The sequence below is a fragment of the Oceanicaulis sp. genome (assembly GCF_965249665.1).
In the GTDB taxonomy this organism is placed as follows: Bacteria; Pseudomonadota; Alphaproteobacteria; order Caulobacterales; family Maricaulaceae; genus Oceanicaulis.
In genome coordinates this window covers 462,747-482,671 of the sequence record NZ_OZ252247.1, presented here as the reverse complement: position 1 = coordinate 482,671, position 19,925 = coordinate 462,747, and the positions used below count along the sequence as shown (strand labels likewise).

Here is a 19,925-nt window from a genome sequence, read left to right as displayed (position 1 = left end):
AGACCGGCTGGGGAGGCGGCGTGGAGATCAGGGTCAACACTCAGCATGGCGCCGGGCGCCAGGCCGCTGCGATCCAGGCGATCAAGGCCGTGCGCAAGGCGGTCCTGTCCATGCCGGGCAAGTTGCTGGGCCTGTCCATCGGCTTTGTGATGCTGGCGGAAGTCCTGATCTTCTTTCCTTCCGCAGCCAATTATCGCTCGGACTGGCTGATCGAGCGCACCGATGACGCCTATCTCGCCTCGCTGGCGGTGGAGACCGCCGATGAGATGGGGCTTGGGGACGCGATGATCGCCAACCTCCTCACTGGCGCTGACGCCGTGATCGTGGGCCGGGTTTATGACGGCATGAACGTGCCTTTGCTGGCCCGTCCGGGCGGTATTGGCGCAGCGGCCGTGGTCGAAGTCACGCTGGCCGAAGAAAATCTGTTCGAGCGCATCTTCAACACGATCGGCGTGTTTCTGGCGCCGGAGGGGCGGTATCTGCTGATCATTGACGAACCCATGGCGGCCGAGGCGAGCCTGATCAGCGTCGTGGTGCCTGAATCCGGACTGAAGCGCGATCTCCTCGCCTATTCAGGCCGGGTGCTCTGGTTGTCCATCTTCATCGCGGTGATGACTGGCGGTCTGATCTATCTGTGCCTGATGTTCATGTTCGTGCGCCCCATGCGCAAGCTGGCCCAGGCGATGACCCAGTTCCAGCAAGACCCTGGCAATCCGGCTTGCACGGTGGCGCTGTCGCGTCGCTCTGACGAGATCGGCGAAGCGGAAAGCGCGCTGGCGGCGATGCAAGACGAAGTGCGTACCGCCTTTCGCCAGCGTGAACGACTGGCGGCCCTGGGCGGGGCGGTGGCGCGCATCAATCATGACCTCAGAAATGTACTGACCAGCGCCCAACTGATCTCTGACCGCTTGGCCACCAATGCGGACGACCGGGTCGCGGCCATGGGCGCGCGCCTTGTGCGCGCGGTCGATCGCGGCATCCGCCTGTGTGAAGACACGCTGCAATACGGCCGCTCTGAAGAGCGTCCGCCCGAGCTGCAGCCCGTCTTGTTGCGCGCGGCGCTGGATGATGCGGCGGGCGATGCGTTCGCAGCCACGGGCGCGGCGGACTGGCGCAATGAGATTGATGAGCTGATGCAGGTGCAGGCGGACCCAGACCATCTGCACCGCATCTTCCTCAACCTGTTTCGCAATGCGTTGCAGGCGATGGAGTCGTCAGACGCGCCTCTGATCCAGGTGCGCGCGCGCCCGTCTCGCGAGGGCGAGCATGTGCTGGTCGAGGTGTGCGACACCGGGCCGGGCGTGCCGGACCGGATTGCGGAAACCCTGTTTGAACCGTTCGGGCGCACAGGGTCCAAGGGCGGATCCGGTCTCGGCCTGTCCATCGTGCGTGAGTTGGCGCGGGTTATGGGCGGGGATATCTATCTCAAGACCAGCTCGGGACCCGGCGCCGTGTTTGAAGTGCGCCTTCCCGCCATGGGCGGCTAGACCGGACAGGCGGTGATTCTGTCCGGTCTGCCTGTCGCCCTGTCAGCGCCTAAAGCTCGTCAAACTCTCTGTCATAGCGGTGCTCGACAGGGTCCCACCGATGCGGGTTGAAGCGCACCGAACGGTCCGTTTCAAACGGATAGCTGGGCGTCCAGGGCGAGGTGGCGCGACGTTTCTTGGCTTTCTGGGCGGGGCCCGTTTTTTTCAATCCGGCCATGGCCGATAATCCTGAATGTTGAAGAAGGGAAGCCGGGCGGATCTGCAGCCCGCCCGTCGGACGCCGGTCGGGGTTATCGCCCGACAGCAGACAGCATGGCCCACAGATCGCGGGCGCGCACCTTGCGCGGTCGCGGCGTGTCCGCACCGGGATGAAGGTGGGCGTCAGCGCTGTTGGGTCTGTAAAGAGAGGCGGCTTCCCCGCCAAACATGGCCGACCGGGCCGAGCTGGCGATTGAGGACTGATACTGCGTGCGCATGGCGCACACTCTCCATAACAAGATAGACGCCGGCGAATGCTGGGGCGTCGCGACGCGTGCGGCGTCACGACCAATAGATGGTGATTGAATTCCGGTTTCGGCAAGTGGAGTTTTTGCGCGACTGAAAACAAATTGTTTCAAACCGGGCTCTGCCCTTGTTTTCAGTTGCAGGTTGCGGAGTTCGGGCGTAAGCACCTCCGCGATGGCAGAGCCGCGCGAGGGCGCGCGGACCAGACTGCCAGCCTGTGGAGCTTTGGCGTCTATGACGCAAGGCGTGAGCGTCCGCGCCGCAACCGTCGCGGACCTGGCGGATCTGATTCATCTCGAAACGCTTTTCCCCGAAGGCGACCGGATTTCTGCGCGCAGCTGGCGCCGTTTCATGGCGCGCGAGGGATGCGTTGTGGTGGCGACGGAAATGGGAGCGCCAGAGGTCCTCGGGGCCGCGGTCATCTTGACTCGCAAGCGATCGCAGACGGCGCGCATCTATTCGTTGGCGGTGGATCCGCGCGCTCAGGGACGCGGCGTCGGGCGCATGCTGGTGCAAGCGGCTTTGGCGCAAGCTCAGGCCGCGGGTTGCGCGCGATTGAGCCTTGAAGTGCGGCCGGACAACGCCGCGGCCCGCACCCTCTATCGCACATGCGGGTTTGAGGACCGCGGCGTCATGCCAGAGCATTATGCGGATGGGACGGCTGCGTTGATCATGGACAAAGAGGTCCCGAGCGGACCTGTGGAGACGAAGACACAATGACGGACTGGCTGATCCTGGTTGAGAGCGATTCCGATCTCAAGCAGACCGAGACGCCGCACAAGGTGATGCGGGTGTCAGATTACCTGACCAGCCCGGCCCTGTTCGCGGCGCGGCGGCCCTATGTGCTTAATCTGGCGCGATCTTACGCCTATCAGGGCGCGGGGTATTACGCGGCGCTCCTGGCGGAGGCGCGCGGTCACCGGGTCAGCCCGACGGTGCAGACCATGGTCGAGTTGTCGCGCAAGGATCTTTACGCGCACGCCCTGCCTGACCTGAATGCACGCCTGGCCGATCTCCTGGCCAAGGGCGCTGCTCCGCTTGAGCATGTGTTCATCGCCTTCTCCAAGACGCCGAACACGGGCTATGGGCGTCTGGCGCGCGAGGTCAGCGATTGGTTCAGAACACCGGCGCTGGAGCTCGAGATCAGCCATGAGCGCACTCCGCGCATCACCCGCATCCGGCCCGTTCCGCTCAACAAGATGAGTGCGGACCAACGCGCCTTCTTCCTCACGGCGCTGGAGAGCTATACGCGCACCAGTGTTCGTCATCCAAAAGCGAAAGCCCCGGCCAAATGGTCGCTGGCGGTTCTGGTGGACCCGAACGAACACACGCCGCCCTCCCAGCCGTCCGATATCAATCGCCTGATCGATGTGGCGGGCAAGATGGGCGTGGATGTCGAGGTGCTCGACACCCATGATCTGCCAAGCCTGGCCGAGTTTGACGCGCTCTTCATCCGCGCGACCACCGCCATCGACAACATCACCTATCGCTTCGCCCGCCGCGCCGATCAGGAAGGCATGCCGGTGATCGACGATCCGGTGTCGATGATCCGCTGCACCAACAAGGTTTATCTCAAGGAATTGCTGGAAAAGGCGGGCGTGCCGATCCCGCCCACGGAAGTCATCGACAAGAAGTCTGATCTCAAGGCGGTTTTCGAGCGTCTGGGCGCCCCCGTGATCCTCAAAACGCCGGACGGCTCCTTCGGGCTCGACATGGTCAAGGCTCAGACGCTTGAAGAGCTGCAGGCGGGCGCGAAACGCCTGTTTGACGAGACCGCGCTTCTGATCGCGCAAGGCTTCGTGCCGACGACATTTGACTGGCGCATCGGTGTGCTGGGCGGCCAGCCTCTGTTCGCGTGCCGCTATGGCATGGCGAAAGGGCATTGGCAGATCGTCAAGCACGGCGAGAACGGCAAGATGACGGCGGGCCGCACCTCAACGCTCGCCATCGAGGATGCGCCGCAAGAGGTGGTCGAGACCGCCGTCCGCGCCGCGCGTCTGATTGGCGACGGGCTTTACGGCGTCGACCTCAAGGAGACCGATCAGGGCGTCATGGTCATGGAGATCAATGACAATCCCAATCTCGAACACTCCGTCGAGGGCGCGGTCCTCAAGGACGCGCTGTGGAAAGCGATTGTAGACTGGTTTTCGACCCGGTTGGAAAAACGCCTGTCCGCCGGACGCTAGATGCAGAAAGGGCCGCGCAGAGCGCGGCCCTGTTCAGGTCCGGGGCGGTTGCCTAGGGCTGTTCGACCGTGCCGTCCCGGCGCGGATCCGCGGCGCCGATCAGCGTGCCGTCTTCGAGTTCGCGGATGATATGAATGCCGGAGTTTTCTCCGCGTCCGCCCTGGATCGTGAAACCACGATCGCGCAGCTCGGCCATGAGGGTTTCATCAAAGCCCTCCTCGATATTCACGGTGTCGCCGCGGGCGACCACATTGGGCAGGGCGGCGGCGTCTTGCGGGCTCAGCCCCCAATCGAGCATCCCCACCAGGGATTTGGCGGTATAGGCGATGATCGAATTGCCGCCTGGTGACCCCGTGGCCAGCTCGAACGCGCCGTTGGCGTCGAGGACAATCGTGGGGGACATGGATGAGCGCGGACGCTTGCCCGGCTGGACCGCGTTAGGCAGCAGCCGGCCGGCGTCATCGCGCGCGACGAAGGAGAAGTCCGTCAGCTGGTTGTTGAGGAAAAAGCCGCCCACCATACGGCCGGATCCGAACGGGCTTTCCACCGTGGTGGTCATCGAGACCACATCGCCGTCTGCGTCCATGATCACGAAATGGCTGGTGCCCGGTCGGTCGTCCGTGGCGTCGTCAGGCTGTTCGTCAGCGCCCGGCGGCGTGCCGTGGGTGACGGCGGGAATGGCCTGGGCGGGATCAATCAGCCCGGCGCGCGCCGCAAGATAGTCGCGGTTCAGAAGGCCCTCGACCGGCACGTCCACAAACGCCGTATCGCCCACATAATGATCGCGGTCGGCATAGGCGAGGCGGCTCGCTTCAATGAACAGCGCCCAGCCATCGGCGGTGTCCGGGCCGTGCGCGCTCATCTCGAAAGTCTCCAGCATGCCCAGAATGGCGCCCACCGCGATGCCGCCCGACGCGGGCGGCGGAGCTGAACAGATCTGGAAGTCGCGATAGGGCGAGCACAAAGCGCTGACCTTTTCAGGCTCATAGTTCGCCAAATCCTCTACGGTCAGAGATCCGGGGCGGGGCGCTTCATTGACGGTCGCGACAATGGCGCGGGCGAGATCGCCTTCATAGAAATTGCGCCAGTCCTGCGCGATCAGGCGCAGGCTGTCAGCATAGTCGGGATTGGTCAGCACATGACCCACGGGCCAGGCCTCGCCATTGGCGTCAAACAGATAGCTCGCGGCGGCGCCCGTCTCTTCCATATCGGTGAAACCGGCCATGCGCTGGGAAATATTGTTCAGGCGCGGCGCAACTTCAAAGCCGTTCTCCGCCAGGGTGATGGCGAAGGTGAAATTCTCCGCCCAATCAAGCTGGCCATGATCAGAATGAGCCATCTGCAGCATGGCGATGGCGCCGGGCGCCCCGGTGGACAGGCCCGAGCGCCAGGCTTGCACATAAGGATAGGGGGCGCCGGTCTCGGGATTGATGAACAGATCTTCGTCCGCGCTCATCGGCGCGCGCTCCCGTCCATTATAGACGCTGACCTCGCCGGTATCCGCCTCGTAATGGACCATGAAGGCGCCGCCGCCAATGCCCGAGCTTTGCGGCTCCACAAGGCTGAGCACGGTCTGAACCGCGATCGCGGCGTCCACGGCGTCACCCCCGGCCCGCAGGGCGGCGAGCCCGGCCTCGACAGCGTCCGGGTTCGCGGCGGCGACCATGCCTGAGGCCGGCGCCGTAGCCGCCGGGGCTTCTGGAGCCTCCGCTTCCGGTGACGGCGCTGCCCCGGTTTCAGACGGCGCGTTGCAGCCCGCGAGGGCGAAGGCGGAAGCGGCGGTCAGCAAGGTGAAGCGGGTCATGGAGTCCTTTCACAGCCCTTTAAGGCCGGGTTCGCGTCTTGGCCGGTTTACAAATAGGGAGTTTCAAACGGACAGGCCTTGTCCATCAAGTCATCTTTCAATCGCCGAGCTGCGCTATGCAGTGCTGCATCCCAATCTGGCGGAGAGATTGTCAAACAAGGTCCCGTTCTCGGGCTTCAGCCCGTACGGCTTTTCAGGGCGTTTCGTCTACGGACGCATTCGCTACGCCTGGTAGGCTGATGCGACTGTGAAGGCGCGACCCAAGTCGAGATGATCTGGCGGGGGTCTTTTTTTGTCGGTCTTCCCACTAAGCTGGGATAACGTATTCAGATTGCGAACCGAGCGCTCTGGGGGAGCCTGTGCCGCATTTGGATCGACGTTCTTTCATGATGCTTGCGCCGACCCTGGCGTGCGTCGCTACGACAGGAGCCAGCGCCATGGGCGGACCGGCCAGCCGAAACGATATCACCGACATTCAAGGGTTGCGCGTGGGGCGGGCCGAGAGCGCCAGCGTGAAAACCGGCGTCAGCGTTGTGCTCTGTGACCAGCCCTTCACAGCCGCGGTCGATGTGCGCGGCGGCGGCGCCTGCACGCGTGAGACCGATGTGATGAACCCGGGCGGTTTAGTAGAGACCGTTGACGCGCTCGTGCTGTCGGGGGGCTCTGTCTATGGTCTGGCGGCGGCGGATGCGGTTACAGCGGCGCTGGGTGAAAGCGGTCGCGGATACGCCCTGTTTGATATGCCGGGGGTTCCGGCGTCACCGATCGTGCCGGCGGCCTGTCTTTATGATCTCGCCAATGGTGGGGGGAAAGACTGGGGACGTACGCCGCCTTATCGTGATCTGGGCTTTGCTGCGCTTGACGATGCGAATCGGGGCGGTCCCGTCATGATCGGCGCTTACGGGGCGGGGTATGGCGCGAGCGCGGGAACCTTGCCAGGGGCGGTCGGCTCGGCCAGCTGGCGCGGAGAGGATGGAATCACCGTGGCGGCTCTGGTCGCCGTGAACTGTTTCGGCTCGGTCACCATGCCGGGCCAGGACGATGTGTACTGGGCCTGGCCATTCGAGGTTGGCGAGGAATTTGGCGGACGGCGCCCGGACGTCAGCCAGAGGGCTGATCTGGAGGATTGGGGCGCCGCCAAGCTCAATCCCGGACTTCGCACTCAGACAACGCTTGCCGTGGTGGCCACGGATGCGGCTCTGACCCGTGACGAAACCCGCCGTTTCACAGTCATGGCGCAAGATGGACTGGCGCGGGCGATTCGTCCGGTACACGCTCCCGTTGATGGCGATGTCGTTTTCGGTCTTGCAAGCGGTGCGCGAGACATAGAGGAGCCTCGACCGATCACCCTGACTCGTCTTGGGAATCTCGCGGCCGATTGCTTAACGCGTTCAATCGCCCGTGCGGTGCATCAAGCACGACCTTGATAAATGCGACACTAACGCCTAATAGGAAAACGCATACTTGTAGGCGCCTGTTTTTGAACAGGTTTATACTTGTTTCGCCTGTCTGGGGAACACTCGATTAAGAGGCTGTTCACCGCTTTGCTGCATCCCTGCAATGAATAGGTTCACTATACTTTGTTGGGGTTTGAGAATGATCCGCATTTTAAGCGCAGCTGGTTTGTCCTTGCTGCTGACCAGCGCGGCCAGCGCGCAAACAACCGAGCGCGACCTTGCGGTCGTCGGGCGTGCGCTGAGCTTCCTTGAAGGCGCGTCCGGCTCTGATCGGACGGTCGCCATTGTGTACGATCCGGCCGGCCAGGCCGAAGCGGAAGCGCTGAATAGCGCCATGGCGGGCGGTCTCAGTGCAGGCCGCGTGACCTTGAATGGCCAGCTTATTCCTCTCGGGCAACCGGTCAGCGGCGTGCATGCCGCCATGTTCGTCGGGGGCGCGGCCTCTGACGCTGGCGCCGTACAAGCCGCCACCTCGGCTGGCGTGATGACGGTCTCTACCGACATGGCCTGCGTGCAGGCGGGCAATTGCGTCATGGGCGTCCAGAGCGAGCCTTCCGTACGCATCGTGGTGAACAACGCGGCTGCAAGTTCAGCTTCCGTCAGCTTCTCCACCGCTTTCGCCATGATGGTCGAAGAAATCTAACGCTGCCTCCTAAGGAATCGAGACGATGAAAAATACCCTGCTTTATTCCGCGGCGGCGCTGATTGCGACCTCCGCAGCCGCCAACGCCCAGTCTATCGACTATCAGGTGATGGGCGACATGTTTGGCGAGCCGGTGACCACCGGCGCTACGGGCGCGCCGCAGCGCTCCACCGAAGTGCCCGCAACGATGATCATCATCACCCAAGATGATATCGCCAGCGCGCCTGAATACGACATTCCCGGCATCCTGCGCCATTACAGCGGCGTTGACGTGGCTCGCTTTTCCATGGGCCAGGGCGAGGTGGGCATCCGCTCCGCCGCCACGCCTTACACGCCGCGCCTGCTGGTGCTTGTGAACGGCCGTGAAGTCTATCTCGACAGCTATGGCTACACCGCCTGGTCGACTTTGCCGGTGACCCTGGAAGAGATCCAGCAGATCGAGGTGGTCAAAGGGCCTCAGTCGGCGCTGTACGGCTTCAACGCCGTCGCGGGCGTGGTCAACATCATCACGCGCAACCCCGCCTATGGCGATTACGCCAACGCCACCGCTGAAGTGGGCACCAACGGCTATCAACAATACCGTTTGTCGGGCGGACGCGCGCTGAATGACCAGATCGCGCTGCGCTTCAGCTATGGCCGCACCGATGGTCGTGATTTTGACGCGGAGCCTGATGCGCTTGACGCCAATATGTTCCGGGCGATCAACCCAGACTTTGAACGCGAGCACTTCGCAGTCGGTGGTTCGGTCCAATTCACCAACAAAGTGGGCCTGACCTTCGAAGCCACTCAATCTGAAAGCCAGATGCTCGAGATTAGCTCTGTCTATACAGCGCCTTCTACACATTACGAGCTGACCTCGTATCAGGCTGAGCTGGGTGCGGATACGGACTTCGGCTATTTGACGCTGAGCGGTTATCACAACCAAAGTGAGATCGGTTATATCTTTGGCACTACGCTGGCCGATCTCGATGGCGAGCTGACCTCATTCAAATTGCAAGATCTGATCAAGATCGGCACGAATGACACTTTGCGGTTTGCTGTTGAATTCCGCACCGCCGAGACCGCCTCTTTCCCGGACCCGACCGGTGGCGATCTGAACTATGAGACCCTGGCGTTCTCGGGCATGTGGAACCACAAGTTCTCCAGTTCGCTCGAAACCACCCTGGCGGTTCGCTACGACATGGTGGACTGGAGCCGTGACGGCTCTCCGAACCCGGCCCTGTATCCGTTCACCCAAGACGATTACAGCGTCAGCATTGAAGAGTTCAGCTATAATGCGGCTCTGGTCTACACGCCGGAATTCGGTGGTACGGTTCGTCTCTCCGCCGCTCGCGGTATTCAGGCGCCGACCATGTTTGATATGGGCTTCTTGCTGCCTGTCTTAGGGCCGAGCAACTATGTCTTGAGCGGAAATCCGAATATTCAGCCGAGCATCGTTGATAATTTCGAAATCGCGTACGATCGCGATCTTGAAAATGGCGTTGCCCTGCGCACGGCTTTGTTCTGGCAAAACACCGATGATGTGAAGGCTGCGATTGGCCTTGCTCCTGAAGTGTTGCCGCCCAACGCGCCTCTGCCGGCGTTCCTCTTCGGCAATCGCGGCGAATCAAAGCTTTGGGGTTTTGAGGGCTCCCTCGCCGGAATGATCGGCGACAATGTCAGCTGGGACGTCAACTACACCTACAAGTCTCTCGACGACGACTTGCCGGGCTTCGGCGTGCTGCACTTTGCAGACTTTGAAGGCGTGACGCCCGAGCACACGTTCAACGCCCATCTGGGCTGGACGGGTGAGCGTCTGAGCCTGGACGGCTACATGAACTATGTGTCGGACACGACCATGCCGTTCCAGCCTGTGTTTGGTTCTTACGCGTCTCGCGAGATCGACGCGCATGTGTCTTTCTCGGGCCGCGCCAGCTACGCCCTGACCGACAATCTGGACCTGTCATTGACGGCCCAGAACGTCAACTTTGACGATGGCGAGCTGACCACCCCGGTCTATGAGACCGAGGCGCGGTACTGGGTGAGCCTGCGGGCGAACTTCTAAAGGCCTGATTGCGGCGCCGCCTCGTCTGTGACGAGGCGGCGTTCGCTGCGACGAGCGTGCATAACCTATTAATCATATCAGGCTTAGGTTGGTGATAACCATATGCTCGCGCTGGGATTACAAGGGGTCGCGCTATCATGTTCAAGCGTCTGAGATTTAATGACTGGCCGTTTTCACTCAAGTTCGGCGTCGCGCCGGCTCTAGCGGTTCTGGCCTTGATCGGCATCGCCCTGATGGGGGCTTTCGCCCTGAACGGAGTGGCCAAAAGTCAGGCGGCCACCGTTGAACGATTGACGGGGGTTATTGCGCTCGACTCCCTGAGAACTGAAACGGAATCTTTGAACGCCGACGTCTATCAGACGCTGACGGCAGTCGCAGCCGGGCAGTCGGTGGACGTGTTCGCCGCGTTTGACGGCTACATCGCCCGCGTAGGTGAATTGCGCGCAAGCTTTGCGGCTATGGGCGCCGAGGCCGGACCGGAAAGCCAGGAGGTTTTCGCAAACCTTGATGAGCAGCTGGAGCTCTATGCCGGCGGTCTGGAAGTCGTGGGCTCCATGTTGGAGATGGACTTCGCCAGCGCTGTGGGCTTCGTTGAGCCCTTTGATGAAGTGTTCGCGCAAATGAACGCTGATATTGTCCATTTGAGTGAAAGCGCTGTCGCCGATGCGCAAGCTGGCGCCGACGCTGCGAACGCCTCTGCAGCTCAGACCAAATGGATGTTCGCCATCGTCACCTTGCTGGTGGCGCTGGGACTGGCCGGGGTCGCCTTCGGGTTTGGCCGGGCCGTCAGCCAGTCCGTGAAAAACATTGCGGACGCGACCCAGAAACTGGCCGGAGGGGATTACACCGTCGATGTCACGCATCTCAAGCGTGCCGATGAACTCGGCTCGATCGTTGAATCGCTCGAGACCTTCCGCAATAGCGGCCAGGAAGCCGCCAATCTGCAACAGGAACGCCAACGTGCGACCGAGGCCGAGGCGGAACGCGCGCGCAAGATCGAAAGTCTCGCCGCGGACTTTGACTCCGCTGTGGAACGCACGCTGGAAGCTGTGACCATGTCCGCCAGCGCGCTTCAGGAAACCGCTGAAGTGCTGGTCGGCGCCTCCGCCAACACCACCAGCCGCGCCGGTGAAGTGTCGGGCGCCGGCGCTGTGGCCTCGCAAGCGGTGGCGACCGTGGCCTCGGCCGCAGAAGAGCTGTCAGCATCTGTGTCCGAGATCGCAGCCCAGGTCGAACGCTCAAGCGAAGTATCCGGCCAGGCCAAGGACCGGATGGAGCGCGCCTCCTCGGAGATGACCCAGCTGACCAGCGCCGCCAATGAAATCGACCAGGTGGTCAAGTTGATCTCTGACATCGCCGAGCAGACCAACTTGCTGGCGCTGAACGCCACCATCGAGGCGGCCCGCGCTGGTGAGGCCGGCAAAGGCTTCGCCGTGGTCGCGAGCGAGGTGAAGACGCTGGCCGAACAGACCGGACGGGCCACGGGTCAGATCTCCAACCAGATCACCCAGATCCAGTCCGCCACAGGCGCTGTGGAAAGCGCCATGGATGAAGTCCGCGGCGTGATCGAGGAAATGCTCAACGTCGCCTCGGCCATCAATGCGGCCATCGACGAGCAGCGCTCGGCCTCCAATGAGATCGCCAGCTCGGCCCAGAGCGCGGCGACGGAAACCCAGCGTGTGTCCGCCAATATCGAACAGGTCAGCCGCTCTGCGGACGAGACCAGCGGTCAGGCCGGCACCGTGCAGGAAACCGCCGCCACCGTCCGCCAGGAAGCGGGCGGGCTGGCCAGCCGCGTGCGCGAATTCCTCTCGGCTGTGCGAGCAGCGTAAGGCTTTTCAGCGGGCCGGTTGCAGCGAAGGGACCCAGCGTCTCGGCTGCAGCCGGCCCGTTTGCAGTAAAGGTGAGAAAAGCGCAGCCCGGACGCTTGCCAAGCCCAAATCCCTTGGCTAGTTTCCGCGCCTCGCTGACAGGGACGCAACGCGCCCCAGCAACGAAACAGGCGCCGGTAGCTCAGCTGGATAGAGCACCAGACTACGAATCTGGGGGTCGGGGGTTCGAATCCTCCCCGGCGCGCCATTCTTCCCAATTGTTATAATTGATGAATTTGAAGCGAGCACAGTGCTCGCTTCTCGGTGCAATTGCGCCGTGGAAGCACTGTGGAAGCAATCTGTGAGCACCATGATGGCTCTTGAGCTGTGAAGATGTGTCGCAGGACGAAGTCTTAGAAAAATCCGCCTATACGCACCCTGGTGCTTTGGGTGTAACCCGCTTCCCACAATGACTAGACCCATATGGGGCTGAAACGAAAACCGCCCCCGATATGATCGAGGGCGGCTTACTTTACGCTTAGTGTCTTGTCGTCCTGTCGGTATGGTTTTCGACCCATTCGTCTAGGTCCTCTCGGAGGTACCGCACCCTCTTATTGGGGAGTTGGTGATATTTGGGGCCTTCACCTTTAGAGCGCCAGCTTTCCAGCGTCTTATAGGAGAAGCCGATCCAGAGGGCGGCAGTCTTGGTGTCTAGATATTTAGAGCTCGTTCTTTCCATATCTTATAAATTTCCATTTTTTGATTTGGGGCATGATTTGCCTCTTAGGTTTGAATCGATATCGACCATCGACATCGATGTCTTCTTAATATATTCTCCAGGAGAATGAATCAAGGGGGTGTTTGTGGCGCACTATGAAAAATTCTGGTCCCTGGCGATTACAGATGATGAGGACCGCACGCATACTGTTCCGGAAGACGTGATCAGATCGGACCCGCTAATTCGTGGCTACTGGGTCGACGAAGAGGTCATGGAAATTGCAGGAATTGAGTCTTCCTCAATAATCATGAAGATGAAATGGGCTGATGCTGTTAGGCCAAGCCACATCGCAATAAAGCCGAAAGGCCGAAAGCGTGCCTGGTCTGCTCGGAATGTATTTAGAGCGTTGCTGACAGCTGAGCTGGCACAGCTTGGAAGAATGTCTTTTTTAGCGGCTGCAAAAATTATTGGCTCATCTCATGTTAATCACCTTGACCGTCTAATGAATATTGACAGAATTCTGGTCGCTATAGCGGAGCACATTCAGGATAAAAGTGTTGGCAACATGTGGTTTGCACCGGGTGTGATTGAAAAACCCGCGAAAGACTGTGCAATAATTATCGAAGACTGGTCACTGGTCTCTTGGTTCCAAAAAGGGGAAGAGTACCAGCCCTTGGCTAAGATTGTTGCACTTGAGAAAAAGGACCCGGAGATACTCGGCCATTACACCAGACAAGAACATTTCAAAGCACGAGTGACGCTGACAATCCCGGTGGAGCCGGTCATTGAGCGTTTTTTGAACGCTGTCGCCGTTAAAAAATATGGCATGGGGTAAACTAGGGTTTGATAGCATGTAGCTGCTGCGCACATGGCGGGCTGGTCGCGATATAATAGGTCATGCTTTCTAATTGTGATAAACGCCACTCCAAGACCCTGTGCGCAGCTGATTACGTCAACATTTTTGATCAGTGTTCAGCTCATGCAATCGCCATAACGATCCAGCCAAATTTCACAAGGCATGGTTCGGCGAAGACCGCACGCGAAATCGATATTTACAACAATGTCGAACGGGTCCGCCGCCTCGTTAAAGACCTATTTTATGATCTGGATCGCCGGTATCTGCGTTGTGCAAGGCCACAATTTGTTGCGCCAAACATGCGTTTCAATGGTCTAGTTGTATTGGAAAAGCACTTAACGAATCCGCATGTGCACATCATCCTAAGTTGTGCTGATCCAATAGAGCAGCGACTTCGATACGCTTTCTTACTGGAATTACTGTCCACCGAGGCAGAGCCTGGGAATGCGGACGAGATGGCGGCTTGGGAGTTTCTAGAGCGACATGGCGGTTGGTGCGGGGCTGAGGTTCGTGAGCGGACTGTCTCTGTACTGAAAGCTAAGGCGCCGAAGGGAACGGCAAAAGTCCAACTTCTCTCCACGGAATCAGATAAGCGTGTATTTTTTAGTTATGTGGCAAAGAGCTGGAAGGTAGATACGCAAAGCTGTTCAAGTTCGATGTTTCATCAAGACTGGAATATGGACTTTTGGGAGCTGAGCGACCTGCACTCCGAGATCGGCAAGCGCGATCCGGCTCGTTTTTGGGCCGTTGACCCTGAGCGGCCAAATCGCATCACCTTGAATTTGGATAAACCAATCATTTGGCGACGTTCCGGAGATCGGATAGTCCGCTAAACATACTCAAGATCACGCAGCATCTGACCTGTTCCTTTGGTGGGGTGCTGCGCTTGAGGTTGATACTGCTCTTATCCGGTACGGTTCCTGTGCTGGAGTTAGAAGCATGCGAGAAAATTGGGTGCTCCATTAGGCGTTAGAAGATCATAGCATTATTGCAGGGGTGCGCCTCAAGCGATCATACGGTTTGACCAAGCCTTTCTAGCCAAACAGGTCGTTGGGTTCGCGTGGAGCCGAAGGCGACCGAAGAGCGAAGCCGACACCTGACCGCAGCGAAGCGGAGGTCTCACAGTGAAGCAGCCCACCACGCGTTCAACATGACATGTTTGAGAATGTGGTTGCGCAGGTTTTGGCCTTCACATTGAATGAAGCCATACCTTCATGGAGACAGGCTTGAGCGACATCAAACTTTTCCGCACGGACTCAGGCTCTGTTGATGAGCTGCCAGGCTCTGCAATCGCCCTCGAACGATCATTGCAATCGCTCTTTGAGAAAAATCTAGAAGCCTTGCTTGGTGTCACCTTTTTGGCCTCTGAATTTTCGACCAGCAATGGCGGGCGAATGGACACACTCGGCATTGATGAAAACCGCTGTCCGGTGATCATTGAGTATAAGCGCGACCGGAATGAGAACGTCATCAATCAAGGTCTCTTCTACCTTGATTGGCTCATGGATCATCGCGGCGATTTCGAGATGCTGGTCGCCAAGCAATTCGGTCACGAGCTTGCGAGTGCAGTGGAGTGGTCCTCACCTCGGCTCATATGCATCGCAGGGGACTTCACCAAGTATGACGAGCACGCGGTGAAGCAGATGGGCCGAAACATCTCGCTCATTCGCTATCGCCGTTTCGGTGACGATCTTTTGCTGCTCGAACGACTGGCCGAGGCTTTCGCCGATCCCAAGAAACCTTCATCCGTCTCGGCTCAGGTTGCGTCGCTGATGGCCGGGAAGCAGGTCAAGTACAAGACAGTCTCGGAATACCTCGAAGACGCTGAGCAACCGCTCCGGGACCTTTACGAGGATGTCCGAAACCACCTGCTCGGCCTCGGCGAGGACGTGACTGAGAAGACGCTTCAGTTCTACGTCGCCTTCCGCCGGATCAAGAATTTCGCCTGCGTTGAGGTGAAGCCTCAACTTGGTCTGGTCCGGCTCTATCTGAAGGTCGATCCGGATAGCGTTGACCTGGTTGAGGGCTTCACGCGCGATGTCCGGAAGGTCGGGCATTTCGGCACCGGCGACCTTGAGGTCACGGTGTCGAACAACGCGGATTTCGAGAAGGCAAAGCCGCTGATCTTGATGAGCTATGAGGCGAGTTGATTTGACTAGCAATAGAATTGAGGAGGTACAATGTCCGGCGCGTACACAGCCTTCCAAGATCAGCTCAAGCTGATTGATCAGCTTATTGCAATTCATGGGAAGCTTCAAAAGGGCCGAGGGCGTCGCCATGAACAAGACGCGATCCACCGGGCCGGTGTTGTCCTTACCGTGGCGGCTTGGCAAGCCTACAATGAGAAGGTGCTTCTTGAAGCTGTTGAGAAGATTGATGCCGCTATGCGTGATCCACATGCAGGCACGCCAGCATGGGTCGTTCAATCGTTCAGCTTAAGACGTGCGCAAATTGAATCGACAGTGAAGAAATTCAACACACCTGACGATGTAAGAGTGCGCGACCTATTCAATCAGACAATAGGATTGAATCCGTGGCCACATTGGGAGTGGAAGCGCGGCCCTAGGCAGTGGGATTCCAAAGAAGTAAGGAAACGAACCAATACATGGGTTCTTGTGCGTCATTCGATTGCACATGGCTTTGAATTGCCGAATGACGTGGATTGGCTGCAAGGAACAAGCGGAAATCCGCGATTGACTTTGAGTTTGCTCAAGGAGTGTCGCGCTCACTTCATTCATATAGTTGATTTGATGGACGCAATTGTCGGCAACCATCTGAAATCAACTTATAACATGGCATCGCCTTGGTAGGGAATTTACATTCAACGAATGCAAAGTATTTTCCCACGAGACACCCTGCTCATCATCAATACACTCTCCTTCGTGACGCGATTTCAAGCGTCCGGATCAACGGACGAAGGAGAGACCATGAATAAAACTGGCCCCGGCCGCCCACAAACCTCTGTGAATACCGGCACGAGCTACGCGCTCGCAGAATGGCTGAACGAGAGCCTTGCCGAACTGTCCGGCATGACCAATGCCGAGATCGCTGCCGAGCTTGGCTATGAGCGCTCGAACATCGTGGCGATGTAGAAGACTGGAAAGACCCGCGTCGCCCTCCACGCCCTGAAGGGGATCGCGCGGCTGACGACCACGCCGCTCGAACAGCTCTTTCCGCTGTGGGTCGAGCAGTACGCGCGGGAGAAGGGCGTGAAGGCGCAGCCCTACCTCGAAATGCTCTCGCGGATCGTGACGCCCGCCGAGTTCCGGCACATTCAAGCGATCCGGGACGCCGGTATGACGTGCGAGCACATGACCGAAGACCATGACCGCATCATGTCTTTGATGCTGATCGGTCCGGCGGGACGGGCGAAGCTGTTCACGTAGGCCTGGCTTGGAGTGGGTTGGCCTCAAACCGGTCATCAACTCGTTCTGGCTCAAGTATGACAATTGTTGGCCCCAAGTTCACCGCTTGTCGGCGGTTTCAGCCTGACACCCTCATCCAACACGTCGCCATTCGCTCCCTGGCGGTCGCAGGCGCGCGCCGTGAAGTCGTCCGCTGGTCACCATGCCGAACCACGCCTCGCGCCCCTGTGAGCGTCTGGCGAGGATTGGCGGTGTATAAGTTTGCCTTATCGAAATTCGACATGCGGAGTCCTGGTCATCGATCTTTGAAATCCGACGCCTCACGGGTTGAAGAGCGCCATACCCCTGATCATCCTGCGCCGGAGTGATGATGCACCACAGGGGCTTCGCCAGGCCGCGGAAGCGCCAAACTCCACGGATACGGAAGCGCTGCATCGCGATCGTACTGGTAGACGCGCGCGCTTGGCAGATTGCGCCAATCGTAGCGGCGGCCGAGCTGGATCGCGAGGCTTGCGGGCGCAGCGACGAATAGGTGAACTCTGTCTACTCCTCGCGCCTGCAGGGTCTTGAGCGCGTCGAACCATGTTTGCGCGATCTGCTCTTGCTCGTCACGCCATTTGGCGCTGGTGTGGGGCATGTGGATACGGACGTGGGGCAAATCGCCGATCTGGCGCACAACATCTTCCGGTCTGATCCCATACGAAACAGAGAGCGAAACCGCAGCCTCGCGTGTGCCCTCCTCGATTTCGTCGAGTCCTTCGGTCGCGATGGCTAGCGTGTCGCCTCCACGTGCCGGCTCGAACCACCGCTCTTTGGACCGATCCCAGTCCATCACCGTCACTTCGAACTCATCGTCCAGTTCGTAGCCTAGCAGCATTAAGAGCGGCACTGGAGCAAGTCCGGCCACAACGAAAGAAGTATCGCCCGGGTCGCGTCCGTTCGCACGCTGCCGCATCCCTGACGGGACGGTGCGTATCTCGTTCGCCGCAGCAAGAGGATCGATCATCATCCCATCCTGGAGGGGATCACGCAGATCGAGCGGCCACGGTTCGCGGCGCCCTTGAAGCCTCGCTGGAACGCGGTTCACAAGCGGCGCGTCCGGGACGCTTCGCAGACCGAGCACCTGAAGCGCGAACACTCGTCGCCTATCTGCATTCCTTAAAGCGGCGATGCTTCCACCGGCGATCATGATCACACCAGAGAGCGCGAGCATGACCGACAGCCAAGTAAGGGGGCTACCCGTGCTGAGCCCAAAGGAAACTCCGCCGACAACGGCTTGGAAGCCAATGCCTCCACCGCCCAACGCGGCCAACACCAACCCCGTCCTGACCAGCAGGCGATGGGGGCTGAACATACCGTTCGCAATCCGATGTCCGAGGTCGATCCAGTCTTTCATGGTGCTGTCCCTACCTGATGTTCACGATGAATTGGCCGCTGCGCGCGACCAAGTAGCCGGCCTTGACCACAAAACACTCGATACTGTGCGGCCCGCTGTAGAGAGTACGCTCACGATGGGTCAGCGCGCCGCGCGTAACGACACCCGTATTAAAGTCGCCACGTAGATCGTTTGCGGCTTCTGCTTCAGTGCCGGTATTGATCACCTGCCAATACACATCGAACGGGTGTGGGATGTCGGCTTCGGCAACAAAGTTCAGCTTTGAATTCTTCCACAACGGCTTGCCGTCGCTGCCGATGTTCTCATCCCGGTAGCCGTTGCTGGACACCTCAACATGGGTGATACCGACATGTCCGCTGCGCCCGACCGGCCAAGGCGGCTGCTTGGCCTGCCTGTTGGTCAGCCGCCTCAGACGCTGCAAGCCAGCTGACGCTCGCGGTCGCTCTTCCGCCACTGCCTTCCGGACCCGCTCGCTCACACGCTCCTGTAGGGCGGCGAGCGCTTCCTCGCGAGAGCCAGCGTTCAGAACTGCCTGGAAGTCGTTCATCGCGCGCTGGTGCCAGTCATAGAAAGCCTGCTGGCGCTCGGGATGGGTCGCCCAGCGATCGGCGAAGTTTTCGTCGGGGTTCGTCGGGTTCGCCACCCATGGCACGCCGTCGCGGTCTTCAATCAAGTCCGGGTCCGGCATACGCGGGAGCACGTTACGGATCGCGTCGACCAGCGTCGCTTCCTCGTTGTAAGCGTGTGCCGCAAGCGTCGTGATGATGATTGAGATCGGCTTGTGGTCGCCGTCACTGTCAGCGAAACACCGGTCGCGGTGGTGCTTGAGCAGCTGCACCAGCTGTTGCAGCGGCGTCTGCACTCGGTAGGCCGGCACATCCTCCACTTCACCCTTCGCAACAGCTTCCAGGGCGAGCGCATTGCGCCTCTGTTCGTAGAGCGTCCCCATCTGGCGCTTGAACCACTCCGCGTATCCCTTCGGATTGCTGCGGGGCCATTCGCCCGTGTAGTTCTTGTATTCGGGCGTTTCGTTGTCAGTGATCGCGATCGCCGTGTCAGCAAGGGCGCTGTCGTGACCGTGCTCTTCCAGAAGCAGGCGCTGCCGAAATGAGTCTGGGAGCGCGGGCAGCACGTCTAGGTGAAACTGAGCGCCGTCCGCGTAGTTGAGCGTCCAACACCGCCGCGACTCTTTCGGCGGGCTCATCCCATATCGGAGCGTGTAGGCGAGCATATCATCGCCGACAGCGCGCTTCAGCCGCTCTTGCGTTACATCCCGTGTCGTCAGGTCAAGCTCGCAGACGAGGTCGATGTCGTATTCATCGCCGTCATTGGCCGGGCGAACCGCAGTGCCCAGCCTGAACGACCCCTGCACGTACATTTGTGGATCGTGTTGAGCGAGCGGGCCGCCGTCTCGGTTCAAGTGGTCGCCGACGGCGTTGTAGCTCTTCTCGGCCTGTTCGTACCGCGAGCGCGGCACCTGAATCTGCTCCACCAAGGCCTGAAGGAAGGCCTCTGGGTCGTACGAATGGGTCATGTGCCTTCTTTTCACGTGTGTCGATGCTACCGGGCATCGCAGCCAACGTGGGAGGCGGACCGCCTACCGTCAAGTAGGCGCCAACGAAAAACTTGTAGAGCGCTACGATGTGTATTGACT

Annotated in this window: 19 protein-coding genes and 1 tRNA gene; 14 read left to right on the top strand and 6 right to left on the bottom strand. The window is 59.8% G+C overall.

From position 1 onward, the window contains the following. The first annotated feature begins 20 nt into the window (after positions 1 to 20). On the top strand, positions 21 to 1,487 hold the full coding sequence (locus tag ACP154_RS02405) for a sensor histidine kinase (protein WP_421857211.1): 1,467 nt from the start codon (positions 21 to 23) through the stop codon (positions 1,485 to 1,487). Between the two features lie 49 nt (positions 1,488 to 1,536). Here the strand turns inward: ACP154_RS02405 and ACP154_RS02400 are convergent, their stop codons facing one another. Together ACP154_RS02400 and ACP154_RS02395 are read right to left on the bottom strand one after the other, a co-directional pair. Beyond that, the gene (locus ACP154_RS02400; protein ID WP_158267812.1) at positions 1,537 to 1,704 is read right to left on the bottom strand and encodes a hypothetical protein; all 168 of its coding nucleotides are present in this window, start codon (positions 1,702 to 1,704) and stop codon (positions 1,537 to 1,539) included. Between the two features lie 73 nt (positions 1,705 to 1,777). After that, complete coding sequence (locus ACP154_RS02395) at positions 1,778 to 1,963, bottom strand: hypothetical protein (RefSeq protein WP_107711491.1); 186 nt, start codon at positions 1,961 to 1,963, stop codon at positions 1,778 to 1,780. Between the two features lie 262 nt (positions 1,964 to 2,225). Here ACP154_RS02395 and ACP154_RS02390 point away from each other — a divergent pair, with 262 nt between their 5' ends. Both ACP154_RS02390 and ACP154_RS02385 read left to right on the top strand, forming a co-directional pair. Continuing rightward, positions 2,226 to 2,711 carry a GNAT family N-acetyltransferase gene (locus ACP154_RS02390; protein WP_421857213.1) on the top strand — a complete coding sequence of 162 codons (486 nt, stop codon included), beginning with the start codon at positions 2,226 to 2,228 and terminating at the stop codon, positions 2,709 to 2,711. Further along, on the top strand, positions 2,708 to 4,177 hold the full coding sequence (locus ACP154_RS02385; RefSeq protein WP_421857215.1) for a RimK family protein: 1,470 nt from the start codon (positions 2,708 to 2,710) through the stop codon (positions 4,175 to 4,177). Before ACP154_RS02390 ends, ACP154_RS02385 begins: the two co-directional genes overlap by 4 nt. 52 nt (positions 4,178 to 4,229) lie before the next feature. On the opposite strand, the gene ACP154_RS02380 is transcribed toward ACP154_RS02385, so the two are convergent. Beyond that, positions 4,230 to 5,981 carry a gamma-glutamyltransferase family protein gene (locus ACP154_RS02380; protein ID WP_421857217.1) on the bottom strand — a complete coding sequence of 584 codons (1,752 nt, stop codon included), beginning with the start codon at positions 5,979 to 5,981 and terminating at the stop codon, positions 4,230 to 4,232. Between the two features lie 386 nt (positions 5,982 to 6,367). On the opposite strand from ACP154_RS02380, the gene ACP154_RS02375 reads away from it, so the two are divergent. The 5 genes from ACP154_RS02375 to ACP154_RS02355 all read left to right on the top strand — a co-directional run bounded on the left by ACP154_RS02375 (position 6,368) and on the right by ACP154_RS02355 (position 12,204). After that, on the top strand, positions 6,368 to 7,408 hold the full coding sequence (locus ACP154_RS02375; protein WP_421857219.1) for a P1 family peptidase: 1,041 nt from the start codon (positions 6,368 to 6,370) through the stop codon (positions 7,406 to 7,408). Positions 7,409 to 7,577: 169 nt separating this feature from the next. Then, positions 7,578 to 8,081, top strand: coding sequence for a hypothetical protein (locus tag ACP154_RS02370; protein ID WP_107711486.1), 504 nt, complete (start codon positions 7,578 to 7,580; stop codon positions 8,079 to 8,081). 25 nt (positions 8,082 to 8,106) lie between these two features. After that, on the top strand, positions 8,107 to 10,125 hold the full coding sequence (locus ACP154_RS02365) for a TonB-dependent receptor plug domain-containing protein (protein ID WP_421857221.1): 2,019 nt from the start codon (positions 8,107 to 8,109) through the stop codon (positions 10,123 to 10,125). Between the two features lie 137 nt (positions 10,126 to 10,262). Then, positions 10,263 to 11,957: a methyl-accepting chemotaxis protein gene (locus ACP154_RS02360; RefSeq protein WP_421857222.1), complete on the top strand. Its 1,695-nt coding sequence runs from the start codon at positions 10,263 to 10,265 to the stop codon at positions 11,955 to 11,957. Between the two features lie 170 nt (positions 11,958 to 12,127). Beyond that, positions 12,128 to 12,204, top strand: a tRNA-Arg gene (locus tag ACP154_RS02355). A gap of 270 nt (positions 12,205 to 12,474) precedes the next feature. Here the strand turns inward: ACP154_RS02355 and ACP154_RS02350 are convergent. Further along, positions 12,475 to 12,675 (bottom strand): helix-turn-helix transcriptional regulator, encoded by a 201-nt coding sequence (locus ACP154_RS02350; RefSeq protein WP_421857223.1) that lies wholly within the window; start codon positions 12,673 to 12,675, stop codon positions 12,475 to 12,477. A 124-nt stretch (positions 12,676 to 12,799) separates the two neighbouring features. Between ACP154_RS02350 and ACP154_RS02345 the strand changes: the two genes are divergently transcribed. The 6 genes from ACP154_RS02345 to ACP154_RS02320 all read left to right on the top strand — a co-directional run bounded on the left by ACP154_RS02345 (position 12,800) and on the right by ACP154_RS02320 (position 16,896). Continuing rightward, complete coding sequence (locus ACP154_RS02345) at positions 12,800 to 13,489, top strand: hypothetical protein (RefSeq protein ID WP_421857224.1); 690 nt, start codon at positions 12,800 to 12,802, stop codon at positions 13,487 to 13,489. A gap of 62 nt (positions 13,490 to 13,551) precedes the next feature. Continuing rightward, positions 13,552 to 14,343 (top strand): hypothetical protein, encoded by a 792-nt coding sequence (locus tag ACP154_RS02340; RefSeq protein ID WP_421857225.1) that lies wholly within the window; start codon positions 13,552 to 13,554, stop codon positions 14,341 to 14,343. A gap of 393 nt (positions 14,344 to 14,736) precedes the next feature. Continuing rightward, positions 14,737 to 15,660, top strand: a complete 924-nt coding sequence (locus tag ACP154_RS02335) for a DUF5655 domain-containing protein (RefSeq protein ID WP_421857226.1) — start codon at positions 14,737 to 14,739, stop codon at positions 15,658 to 15,660. Positions 15,661 to 15,690: 30 nt separating this feature from the next. Next, positions 15,691 to 16,320, top strand: a complete 630-nt coding sequence (locus ACP154_RS02330) for a HEPN domain-containing protein (RefSeq protein ID WP_421857227.1) — start codon at positions 15,691 to 15,693, stop codon at positions 16,318 to 16,320. A gap of 117 nt (positions 16,321 to 16,437) precedes the next feature. Next, positions 16,438 to 16,602 carry a hypothetical protein gene (locus ACP154_RS02325; RefSeq protein WP_421857229.1) on the top strand — a complete coding sequence of 55 codons (165 nt, stop codon included), beginning with the start codon at positions 16,438 to 16,440 and terminating at the stop codon, positions 16,600 to 16,602. Between the two features lie 117 nt (positions 16,603 to 16,719). Further along, positions 16,720 to 16,896 (top strand): hypothetical protein, encoded by a 177-nt coding sequence (locus ACP154_RS02320; protein ID WP_421857231.1) that lies wholly within the window; start codon positions 16,720 to 16,722, stop codon positions 16,894 to 16,896. Positions 16,897 to 17,224: 328 nt separating this feature from the next. On the opposite strand, the gene ACP154_RS02315 is transcribed toward ACP154_RS02320, so the two are convergent. Further along, complete coding sequence (locus ACP154_RS02315) at positions 17,225 to 18,271, bottom strand: SAVED domain-containing protein (protein WP_421857233.1); 1,047 nt, start codon at positions 18,269 to 18,271, stop codon at positions 17,225 to 17,227. A 10-nt stretch (positions 18,272 to 18,281) separates the two neighbouring features. Next, entirely contained in the window at positions 18,282 to 19,805 is a 1,524-nt protein-coding gene (locus ACP154_RS02310; protein WP_421857235.1) for a nucleotide-binding domain-containing protein, read from the bottom strand. Between the last annotated feature and the right edge of the window lie 120 nt (positions 19,806 to 19,925).